At 49.4% G+C, this 11,887-nt stretch carries 5 protein-coding genes and 1 pseudogene; 4 read left to right on the top strand and 2 right to left on the bottom strand.

Annotated features, from left to right (window positions below; translation table 11 throughout):
• Window positions 1–120: 120 nt before the first annotated feature.
• Window positions 121–468, bottom strand: a pseudogene (locus CKL79_RS21025) (transposase); the annotation flags it as partial.
• Between the two features lie 776 nt (window positions 469–1,244).
• Between CKL79_RS21025 and CKL79_RS21020 the strand changes: the two are divergent.
• Together CKL79_RS21020 and CKL79_RS21015 are read left to right on the top strand one after the other, a co-directional pair.
• Window positions 1,245–5,855: a PAS domain S-box protein gene (locus tag CKL79_RS21020; RefSeq protein WP_121971503.1), complete on the top strand. Its 4,611-nt coding sequence runs from the start codon at window positions 1,245–1,247 to the stop codon at window positions 5,853–5,855.
• Between the two features lie 439 nt (window positions 5,856–6,294).
• A complete protein-coding gene (locus tag CKL79_RS21015) occupies window positions 6,295–7,110 on the top strand; it encodes a hypothetical protein (RefSeq protein WP_121971502.1) in 816 nt (271 codons plus the stop codon).
• A 99-nt stretch (window positions 7,111–7,209) separates the two neighbouring features.
• On the opposite strand, the gene CKL79_RS21010 is transcribed toward CKL79_RS21015, so the two are convergent.
• Complete coding sequence (locus CKL79_RS21010) at window positions 7,210–8,106, bottom strand: tyrosine-type recombinase/integrase (protein ID WP_121971501.1); 897 nt, start codon at window positions 8,104–8,106, stop codon at window positions 7,210–7,212.
• Between the two features lie 90 nt (window positions 8,107–8,196).
• On the opposite strand from CKL79_RS21010, the gene CKL79_RS21005 reads away from it, so the two are divergent.
• Together CKL79_RS21005 and CKL79_RS21000 are read left to right on the top strand one after the other, a co-directional pair.
• Complete coding sequence (locus CKL79_RS21005) at window positions 8,197–8,658, top strand: zinc ribbon domain-containing protein (protein ID WP_121971500.1); 462 nt, start codon at window positions 8,197–8,199, stop codon at window positions 8,656–8,658.
• Window positions 8,659–8,674: 16 nt separating this feature from the next.
• The gene (locus tag CKL79_RS21000) at window positions 8,675–11,734 is read left to right on the top strand and encodes a Tn3 family transposase (RefSeq protein ID WP_121971504.1); all 3,060 of its coding nucleotides are present in this window, start codon (window positions 8,675–8,677) and stop codon (window positions 11,732–11,734) included.
• Window positions 11,735–11,887: the final 153 nt, after the last annotated feature.

Raw genomic sequence — 11,887 nt, 5'->3', positions numbered from 1 at the left:
TTTGTCCCCGTCATTCGACAGTTTATTCTAGAAAACGTAACAGAAGCTACTTTCGCTTGACCATAGTTTCGTTTTGCTGTCAATGCGTAACTCCTATAGCAATAGATGCTCTTGCTTGCTCGCTATCAGCCGTCCGCGAAACTCGCTCAGGACGCTGAAGTCAAACCCTTCGTCGGTTAGCTCTAGTCCTAGCAGATACTTCCAATCGATGCGCGAACGGACGGATTCAGCGGCTTGGCGGTCGGATAGGTTTTCGCGAAATTGCAGCACCGTCACTAGCGCTAGTCGCCACGGTGCTAGTCCTGGCTGGCCTGTGACTGAAAACAAGGCTTTGAAGTCGGCGTCCTCGAACACCGTGCCGAGTTCATCTCGCAGCGTCACATAGGGATTGCCTTTCGGAAAGGCGGCTCTGGCTACTCGCTGGGTATCGGCTGGAATCGAGGCTATCGGTTGCGGCTTCATAGACATTGGCGATCGCACTTCCTGAGCGGAAAACTGACTCAAGATTACCGACTTTTAGCCCTTGCTGAGTTCGCCAACAGTATCGGGCCCTTTCTGACACACTCTATAAAATCGAATCCAGCCAGTAGAGACTCATCATGAGACACAATTGACCCAAGGCAAAGTCTATCCAACTAGGGGTTGAGTGAGTAACCGTACAGAAACTTACGCTAAGGAAACGGTATCGCTTCAACCGATGCGATCGTATCGCGGATGATAACTTCAGCTAATGCTTTTTTGGGGTTGAAAAAGTTGTGTGCGGGGCAACCTGAAGTGGACCCCAGAGACTGGACAAGGGGTAGAAGCCTAGTTTTTTCACCAAAGAATTTTATCAGCGTGATATTTCGAGAAAAGTAGTCCAACCTCAGTCCAATTGGCTGATCTCATCTATTTAAAGCCATAAGCTCAGCTGATGAATTAGGGTTGCGTATTACATTAAAGGAGGGGCACCTAAGCCTTGTCAGAAAGGGGATACAGCCTTAGCGTAAGTTTTTGTACGATTACTCATTTAACCCCGGCTTACAACGGCACCCCCTTTATCAACCCAGCGCCAATTTAGCTGTCCTAAAGGACGGAGTCAAATCGCGAAAACTCCTATATTGAAAGGGTTTTGGCTATTAATAGCTTCCTTAAGTCAGTGCCATTGAACTATTTCTGCTAAATTAATCAAAGTAAATTTTGTAAGAATTTACCTAATTTGGATACCCAACCCTGAGCAAAATATTTAATTAAGGGGATAATCTGTGAAAGATCTGTCAACTGGCGAAATCGGAACCCTGGTGAGTGCCTATGATTGGTCGCAAACTCCCTTGGGTGCAGCCGAAACTTGGTCAGCAGAGTTGCAAGCCGCCGTAGAACTTTTGGTAATTGAGATTGATCGCGCCAAAACTTCCTCCGAGGATCCCCATCCTTCTCTTTTTAAGGCTCAGCAACGCCACGATACTCTATTGAATGAGATGGATAAGGGCTTTGTCATCTTTGAAATGTTGTTTGATAGTAAACTAAAGCCAGTAGATTATCGTTATTTGGAAACTAATAGCCTGTTTGAGCCAATTACTGGACTGAAAGATGTGATTGGAAAAACTGCGCTAGAGATTATGCCCGATATAGAACCTTTTTGGATAGAAACCTATGGCAAGGTGATTTTGACTGGAGAGTCAGTACTTATTGAGCATGAAGTTAAGGCTATGAAGAGTTGGTTTGAGGTAAAAGCTTTTCCGATAGATGCACCTCAAGAATTTAGATTTGGGGTTTTATTTACCGATATTACTGATCGCAAACTTGCTCAAGAACGAGTAAAGCTGATCCAAGAACGCTTAGAGATTTCCTTGGCAGCAGGAGATGTGGGCGTATGGGATTTAGATCTTGTTAGCAAGCAGGCTTGGCGTTCGATTGAGCATGATCGCATTTTTGGTTACGATCTGCTTCTGCCCGAATGGAACTATGCGATGTTTTTATCTCATGTAATTCCCCGCGAGCGCGAGTGGGTAAATGCAGAATTTGAGACAGCGATCGCCAATCATACGAATTGGGAAGTAGAATGTTGCATTCAGCGCATAGATGGAGAAACTAGCTGGATCTGGACTAGAGCAGCCTTTGAATATAACGACAAGGGCGAACCCGTAAGGATGTATGGCGTAGTAAAAGATATCAGCGATCGTAAACGCCAAGAACTCAACAATAACTTTCTGGCTGAAATTCAAAAAGATCTAGCAATCTTGTCAGATCCTACCGAAATTATGAGCGTGGTTGGCGAAAAGATCCGTTGCTTCTTTAGCTTTTCCCTTCTGGGTTTTGTCGATATTAATACCGCTACCGATGAAGCAATGGTTATATACAATAATCGTGATGCCGATATTCTTGACGGAGTCTCCACTCACAGTCTTGGTGACTATCTTAGTGAAATTCATTTAGCCAAACTCAAAGCAGGGCAAACTATAACTATTGACGATGTGACCACCGATCTAGATATCAAAGACGGTGGTGCTGCCTATGAGATTTATCAAGTTCGTTCTGTCATGCATTCACCCCATTTAAGCAACGGTCAGTGGAAGTTTATGCTGGGATGTCACCGCCGCGAACCTTCTAATTGGCGTGCAGACGAAGTAGAACTTATTGATGAATTAACGGCAAGGCTATATCTGCGCATTAGTCGCGCCCGTGCCGAACTAGCCTTAGCTGAAAGTGAAGCTCGTTTTAGAGATATGGCGGATACCGCTCCAGTTTTAATCTGGATGTCTGGAACTGATAAACTCTGCAATTACTTCAATCAGCCTTGGTTAGATTATGCGGGACGAACGCTAGAGCAAGAAATGGGTAATGGTTGGGCAGAAGGAGTCTATGCCGACGATTTACAATTTTGTTTAGATACTTACTTCACCGCCTTTGATGCCAGAGAACCGTTCCGAATGGAATATCGGTTCAGACGCTTTGATGGGCAGTACCGTTGGTTTGTGGATACAGCTCACCCCCGTTTTACCCCAGAAGGAGAATTCTTAGGCTACATTGGTTCCTGTATTGATATTGAAGATCTTAAGCGGCGAGAACTCAATAGTAATTTTCTTGCCGAGATCCAAAAAGACCTTGCCGTCATCGAAGATATCGATCAAATTATGAATGTAGTAGGGGAGAAGATCCGCCTGTGGTTTGATTCTTCGATTGTCGCCTTTGCTGATGTAGATGTTGCCGCCGATGAAGCCCGAGCTTTCAGTTCCAACAACGATAGCGATATTCCCAATGCTGTAGGCATCCATCGCCTCTCGGAATACCACAGCGATATCGCTGTGCAACAGCTCAAAGCAGGACAAAAAGTTGCCATCTCCGATGTGAGGGCAGAACCAAACATTAAAGATAACGGAATTGCTTACGAGTTTTGGCAAATTCTCTCCTCTGTCTCCATACCATATATAAGTGACGGTCAGTTGAAATTCTTGATGGGAGTCCATCGCCGAGTGCCATCCGTCTGGCGGGAGGACGAACTAGAGTTGATGGGTGAATTGATTTTGCGAATTTACATCGAGATCGAGCGCATCCGTTCTGAAGCTGCCTTAGCAAAAGCTAACCAACGTTTTGAAGCAGCAACGCAGGCAGTAGAGGGAATTATTTTTGAATGGAGTATGGACACTAACTTTGTTTTTCGCTCCAATGGCTTGTTTAATTTAATTGGGGTTGAGGCAAAGGATGCACCTCCCACTTCAGAATGGTGGTTTAACTTGATTCACCCTGAAGACCAGCCCAATATCGAATCGTTTTTTACCCAAATTGAGAATGGTCAGGATCGCTACCAATATGAATATCGGGTGCTCCATACGGATGGTCGTTGGATTGATGTATGGGAAAAGGGCAAGCTAAAACGGAATGGGGCGGGTAAAATTGTTGAGTTAGTTGGCTTTATCTCAGATATTAGCGATCGCATCCGGGCAAAAGAAGCCTTACAGCAGAGCGAAGAGTTTAAGAACCGCGTTTTAGAAAGCAGCAGTGACTGCATCAAAGTTCTTGACTTGAACGCACAACTTTTATACATGAATATCGGGGGCATGTGTCTGCTAGAGATTGACGACCTGACTCCCTACCTAAATTCAGAGTGGCTCTGTTTCTGGGAAAGTGAACATCGGCAAGCGGCAGAAGCGGCATTCACAGCAGCGAAGTCTGGTGAAATCGGCAAATTTCAGGGCTTTTGTGCGACTGTCAAGGGCAACCCCAAATGGTGGGATGTGGCGGTCACACCAATTCGCGATGGTGCGGGACAAGTCGTCCAGATTTTATCGACTTCGCGGGATATCACAGAGCAAAAACGTGCCGAAGAAGAGTTGCGGCAAAAGAATGCCATTTTGGATGTGATCAATAAGTGCGTCCCCACACCAATTTTTGTCAAAGATCGGCAAGGACAGATTATTTATGCCAATCCAGCTACCCTGACCGCCTTGGGCAAAACGGCTGCTGAGGTGATTGGTCGTTACGATAGCGATCTCTACTCATCCCCCGAAGATGCTGTGCGAGTGATGGAAAATGACCAGCGGATTATGTCATCGGGGCAAATGGAAGTGGTGGAAGAATCTGCCGATGGAATTAACATCTTTTTGGTGATGAAAGCACCCTATTACAACGAAGCTGGAGAGGTGATCGGGCTAGTTGGCATCTCTTATGATATTAGCGATCGCGTTCAACTTGAACGCGATCGTGAGCGTATCCTACAACAGAAACAAGCTGCCTTAGCAGAATCAGAACGAGTCAACCGCATCAAAGACGAGTTTCTAGCCATTCTCTCGCATGAGTTGCGATCGCCGCTCAACCCGATCTTAGGCTGGACAAAACTGCTGCAAACTCGCAAACTTGATGCCGCCAAAACGATCACAGCGTTAGCCACGATCGAGCGAAATGCCAAAGCGCAATGTCAATTGATCGACGACCTGCTCGATATGGCTCGCGTGTTGCGCGGCAAGCTGAGTCTGAATACGGCTCCTGTCGATCTGTTATGGGTGATTGAGTCCGCCATCGACACCGTGCAGACTGCCGCGATCGCCAAGTCCATTCAGATTCATCCGGTGCTTTCCGATATCAGACAAGTATCCGGAGATGCCGTTCGGCTCCAGCAAATAGTCTGGAACTTGCTCACCAACGCGGTCAAGTTTACGCCCAGCGGCGGCCGCATCGACATTCGGCTAGAGCAAATCGACAACCAAGCGCAGATCACCATCACAGACACGGGCAAAGGCATCAGTCCAGACTTTTTGCCCCACATCTTTGAGTCCTTCCGCCAGGAAGATGCTTCTGTGACTCGCAACCACGGCGGGCTGGGGTTAGGCATGGCGATTGTCTATCAACTGGTCGAAGCCCACGGCGGCACCGTCATCGCTGACAGTCTTGGAGAAGGGAAAGGCGCTACTTTTACCGTCAGGCTACCCCTGCTCAACGTCAACTCAAAGAGAGATCAATCTAGCTCATCGCGAGAGCAAAACCTGGATCTAACCGGTATCCGTGTGCTGAGCATTGACGACGAGCCAGACAGCCGCGAACTGCTCGCGGTGATGCTGGCTCAGGCTGGAGCGGAAGTGATGTCCGTCGCCTCTGCCGCTGAATTTCTCACCGCTCTGGAGTCATTTCAGCCCGATGTAGTGGTGAGTGATATTGGAATGCCAGAGGTCGATGGCCATACGTTGCTTAGACAGGTGCGGTCTCTGTCACCAGAGCGGGGCGGGCGGGTTCCGGCGATCGCGCTAACTGCCTACGCTGGAGAAATCGATCGGCAACAAGCGATCGCGGCAGGTTTTCAGAAACACATTGCTAAGCCCATCGAACCCGATCAGTTGGTGGTGGCGATCATTAGTTTACTGAGGAAGCAAGCGCCATCTTGACTTATAAAAGACTCCCAGACAGCCTGATTCTAAAGACTGACGAACCAGATCTCAACTACTGCCTCCACCAATAACTTGAAGCTGCCCAACTCATTATTAGGGGGAAAGCTTCTGACTAATAGGCTCTCGTATAAAATGGTCGCTAAGGCTACAAGGCTTTTCCATTAAGGGTTATACGGTTTAGCTTTTAAGAAGCTACGGATAGATTCAAACACTGAGGGCGAATTCCTGCATAGTCGAATGCATCGATGAAGCTATTGCGTTGCATCAGCGAACGCAACCCCGTTTTAGCACCCAAATTTCGGCCAAATAAGGGGCAGTGTGCTGCGAGCAAAAAAGCTGAAAGCCTTGCCAAAAGAGGAAAATTGATGAACGCTGGAGAAATAAAAAAATAACCCAGGTTCATCACTATGCATACCTTAGAGTCTACCCCCCCGTCTTGAATGAAGCCAGCGATTGCACAGAGCATCTATCGGCGCGTACGTTTCTAGCAGGCATCGGCGCAAAGCTAAAAAGCGTTGACCTGTTTGCGCCGATTCGCAATCGCGTCAACATCGCGCAAAAGCAGATCAAAGATAGCCCCACAGAGAAGCTATACGATGGCTTCATCGGCATCCTCTGCGGTGCGCAAGGGATGGTGGAAGTGAATAAGCGGTTGCGCAGCGACCCCGGCTTGCAGCTAGCCTTTGGCCGCTTGCGCTGCGCTGAGCAATCGGTGATTCAAGAGACCCTGGATGCGAGTACGGCCGAGAATGTGAGTGAAATCGAGCAAGCGGTGGCTGAGATCTATCGGCAGCATAGTCAAGGCTACGGTCATGACTACGCGCAGCAATTACAGATCCTGGATGTGGACATGAGCGGTCAACCTTGCGGCCCCAAAGCCGCCTTTGCCACCAAGGGCTACTTTGCCGGGAAACGCAACCGCAAAGGGCGACAACTCGGACGGGTGCTCGCCACCCGTTACGACGAAGTGGTCTGTGACCGCACGTTTGCTGGCACCGTACAACTGACCACAGCCCTGCAACCGTTGCTAGCAGCGAGCGAGCAGACCTTAGCGATTGACCAGTCGCCCGAGAAAAGAGCGCAGACGCTGGTGCGCGTTGATAGCGGTGGCGGCAGCCGCGCAGATATCAACTGGATGTTATCGCGGGGGTACCCTTGTGCTCACCAAAGACTACTCCCCCAAGCGCGCCCGCCAATTCGCCGATGCTGGGGGTTTTTGCACAACCCCTCAAAAAGGTATAGTCCACTTTGAGACAGTCAAGACTCATCATGGTCTTTCCGTATTTAGCGATAGCAGAGTATCCTTGATACCTTGCGGTCGTATAGCTGTTTAGTAGATGCAGGCTGAATATTATGCAGGCTTATTAGCTAGTGTCTTAAGAGCACTTTGAGCTACTGTTTCAGCACGAGCTGAGGTGACCTTTTGATACCTCAGGGTCGTCAGAATTGATTCGTGCCCCATCAATGCCCTCAACTCCTCAATCCCCATCAATCCAACGCGCTCCGTGGCAAAGGTATGACGCAAGTCATGCAGCCTCGCACCTTCTAGTTCAGGCGTCTCTGCAATTAGCTGTCGCCAGTTCTGATGAACGGTACGATAGCTCAACCGACTGACCGTGCTCGCTATTGGCTGGTGTGCAGTGAATAGCGCAGGGCAACGGCGGTGCCGATAGTGCTTCAGGTACTGAGTGAGCAGCTGCGCCGCATCATCACTGTAAAAGCACCATCGCTGCTTATTCCCTTTGCCAATCACCTGAAACTTCTGTTGTTCAAGATTTACTTGGTCGAGATCAAGGGTAAGCACCTCTGAAATTCGGGCTCCACTGCGATGCAATAATCTCACAATCGTATGGGTGCGACAATCTGTTTCAATAGCCCGATACATCTGCTTAATTTGGCCTGGTATCAGATAGCGGATAGTTTCGTCCGAGTTGTGCTCACCCTTATCTGCGTCTGGCTTACGCCGTTTCAGCTTGGCAATTGGATTAGCCTTTATATGGTGTTGCTCAACGGCATAATTAAACAGCGCTTGGATAATTGCCTGATGCCGGTGGTGAGTGGTATAGGCCAGGTGCGAGAGACCACTAAGATAGTCGGTTAGGATTTCGCGATCACAAATTTCTATCGGCCAGCTGCCGTACTCACTGAGCAGTGGCATCAGCGTCCGCTCATAAGATTCCACCGTTTTCTTAGCTAAACCAGGTCGGTCTAAAAATCGCGTGGCCACCATTGCTAAGGGAATCGACATCGGTAGTAAGAATAGTGAACGATAGCGGGAAAGCTGTACCTTTACTTTATTGTTTAAGGAAATGGTTGCTGTGCTGGTTATCGTAATACTTTGAAATCATCAACTGTCCCCAAGCCCGGAGAATCGCTGGCTGAGTATGTCCAACGGCGGCGGCTAGCCCTCGGAATGAGCCAGCGGGCGGTGGCCGCCAAGTCCGGCATCCATGCCCAGAGCATTGGAAAAATAGAGCACGGCCACACCACGGTGCTCAAAACAAAGACTCGTAAAGGGCTGGCCTATGCCTTAGATATCCCCGAAGCGCATTTGGACGCGGCGGCTAAGGGTATTTCGGTCGAGGAAACAGGTGCGTTGAAGTTTTGCCCCCAGTGCTGGACACCCGGTAATGCCCCAGATTCAATGTGGTTGCATATCCATGCTCACTACTGCTTCCGCTGTGGCAGCGGCCTGCGTCACCGCTGCGTTCAGTGTGAGTCACCGATTACCTCTTTGAAACACCGCTTCTGCCCCTATTGCGGCACGGCATACAAGGCACCCGAGAAATCAGCAAGCTAAAACCCGTAACATGACGATGACAGAGCCAGCCGCAACCCTGACCCAGAAGCGTCTTCAAATCTTGGGCGATGAGGAAATTGAAAACCTGTATGGTGTGCCTCACTTCACGCCGGAAGAGCAGACTGAGTACTTTACGCTCTCGGAGCGTGAAACTACTGCACTTAATCGCTTTCACAGCATTAAGTCTCGAATCCATGCCATTCTACAGCTCGGCTACTTTAAGGCGCGTCGCCTCTTTTTTGACTTCAGTGTTGACACTGCTATAGCCGATGCCCAATACGTTCAAGAACGCTACTTTCCTGATGCTGAGCTGACTGAGATCACGATTTCAAAGGTGACTCGTCTCAAGCAGCAACGGCTCATTTTAGAGTTGTGCAACTACCGCATTTGCGATGACGACGCACGTCAAACGTTGGCTGACAAAGCTTCACAAGCCGCTAGCGTCTGCGGAAAGCCGGTCTATATCTTTCGTGAGCTATTGCGTTATGTGGAGGCGCAGCGGCTAGTCGCGCCGGGCTATAGTGTCCTCCAAAACATCGTCTCTGGGGCCATCGTCAATGAACAAAATCGGCTGAGCCAAGTTGTTCATGATCGTCTTACAGAAACAGAGATCGCTGCGTTGAATCAGCTCATGGAAGATGCGCCAGGACTCTATGAAATCACTCAATTAAAGCGAGAACCAAGAGACTTCAGCTTGGGCGAAATCAAGCGCGAGATTCATCGCGGTGAGCAGATCGAAACGCTCTATCCCCTTGCCCAGCACCTGCTGCCAGCGCTAGAAATATCGAATGAGAGCATCAAGTACTATGCCTCGCTGGTCACGTACTACTCTGTTTTTAGGCTGAAACGATTACCTCAAGGCATGGTGCATGTCTATCTGCTGTGCTTCATTCTCAACCGCTATCAGCGCCTGCACGACAACCTGATTAGTAGCCTGAGATACAACGTCAAACGCTATGTCGATTCAACCAAGGATGCCGCTAAAGAGCGGGTCTACGAGTACCGCATAGAGAATAACCAGAACCTGGAAAAGGCAGGCCAAGTCCTCAAGCTCTTCACCGATAACAGCATTCCTGAGGATGCCTCCTTTCAAACGGTTCAAGCCAGAGCCTTTGAAATCCTAGAGCGGCAAAAGCTAGTTTTTGTGGCTGAGCATATCGTCAGCCAAGCCCAGTTCGATGAGACGGCCTTTCAATGGGGGCACGTTGACACGCTCGCCGCTCAGTTTAAGCGAAACTTACGGCCCGTCTTGCTATCAGTTGAGTTTGCCACCTCGTTAGCAGGGGCACCGCTAATGACGGCGATTGACTTCCTTAAGAGCGCTTTTCAAAAAGGGCGATCGCTCACGCAATACCCAACTGATCGCTTCCCGATGCAGTTCATTCCTGAGGCCGTGAAGCGCTATCTCTATGACGCTAGCGCTTCTGATGCCAAGCTGCTGCCAGACCGCTATGAGTTTCTGGTCTACCGCCAACTGCGCAATGGGTTGGAATCGGGCGATGTCTTCTGTCGCGACAGCGTGCGCTTTCGTAGTCTGGAAGACGATCTCATTGATGAGCAACGGTGGCAACAGAAGGCCGCTTTGATCGAAAAAACGGGACTGACCATGCTCAATCAGCCGATTCAAGACCACTTGGCTGACCTCAAAGGGCGATTGGAAGCTCGCATCGTCGCAGTGAATGAACGGCTCATCACCGGTAAGAATGAGCATTTTGAGGTTAAGCAGCGAGGCACAAAGTCACGATGGACGCTGCATTCTCCGGGAGCTAGTGATCCCATTAATCATGCCTTCTTTGACCCGCTCCATCAGCTCAACATTAGTAGCGTTCTGCATTTCGTCAATCAGCGCTGTCAGTTTATGACTGCCTTCGAGCATTTACTAGGACGCTACACCAAGCAAGATGCTGATGAGCCTACCCTAATGGCGGCGCTGATTGCCTGGGGCACCAATATGGGACTGGGGCGCATGGGCCAGTCCTCCGATTTGGACTATCACACCCTGGCGGCAACCTCTGACAATTTCATTCGATTGGAAACCCTCAGGGCCGCGAATGATCTGGTCAGCAATGCGACCGCCGAGCTGCCGATGTTTCATCACTACGATGTTGGCAATGTAGTGCACTCCAGTAGTGATGGACAGAAATTTGAAACCCAACTTTCAACCGTCAATGCTCGTCATTCGCCTAAGTATTTTGGCCTGAAAAAAGGCGTCGTTTCCTACTCTCTGGTGGCCAACCATATACCGGTCAATGCCAAAATCATCGGGGCCGATGAGCATGAGAGTCACTACGTCTTTGACCTTTTGTTTAATAACACAACGCATATTCAGCCGGAGGTGCATTCTACCGATACGCATGGCACCAATGAGATTAATTTTGCCCTCCTGAGCTGCTTTGGATATGAGTTCGCGCCTCGCTATCGTGACCTCTATAGCCGCGTCAGCACCTCGCTGTACGGCTTCCAACATCCTAGTCAATACGATGAGGGGCATTTACTTCAGCCCATCCGCAAAATCAATACGACGCTGATTATTGACGAGTGGGAGAACATCCAGCGCATCCTGGTCTCACTTGCATTCAAAACGGTTACCCAAAGTGTGATTGTTGGAAAGCTCAGCGCCTATGCCCGCAAAAATAGAACCAAGCGAGCGCTATGGGAGTACGACAACATTATTAAAAGCCTGTACCTGCTGGACTACGTTGATTCGCTGACGCTCAGGCAGAATGTTCATCGGGTGCTCAATCGTGGGGAGAGTTATCACCAGCTACGCAGGGCCATCTCCTATGCCAACTTCGGCAAGCTACGGTTCAAGACCGAATACGAGCAGCAGATCTGGGGCGACTGTGCTCGATTGCTCACGAACTGCATCATCTATTACAACACCGCTATCCTGTCCGACTTAGTCACTCATGGTGACTTCAGCAGCGATACGGCTCGGGTGGCTGCGCTGTCTCTAGTCTCGCCGGTCGCATGGCAGCATATCAATTTTCATGGCCGCTTCGAGTTTGGGAAGATGCCTAAAAGCATTGATATGAATGCAATCCTTCAACAGCTACTGCGCTCCCTATCATTGTGAGTCTTGACTGTCTCAAAGTGGACTATACCTTTTTGAGGGGTTGTGCAAAAACCCCCTGAATGAACTGGCCACAGTCGCACCCGAGTGGCTAACGACAATTGCGCCGGATGAGTGGTACCTGCGCTACGGGCGACGCGTCGAGGACTACCATCT

The sequence above is a fragment of the Leptolyngbya sp. BC1307 genome (assembly GCF_002286735.1).
GTDB lineage: Bacteria > Cyanobacteriota > Cyanobacteriia > Phormidesmidales > Phormidesmidaceae > Phormidesmis.
The sequence above is the reverse complement of the archived record's forward strand: the minus strand, read 5'-3'. Positions and strand labels throughout refer to the sequence as shown.

What these genes read in the sequence shown, in the direction of transcription:
- CKL79_RS21010 (WP_121971501.1), bottom strand. Translation starts at nt 8,106, where the DNA reads ATGTCGATTCCCTTAGCAATGGTGGCCACGCGATTTTTAGACCGACCT.
- CKL79_RS21000 (WP_121971504.1), top strand. Translation starts at nt 8,675, where the DNA reads ATGACAGAGCCAGCCGCAACCCTGACCCAGAAGCGTCTTCAAATCTTG.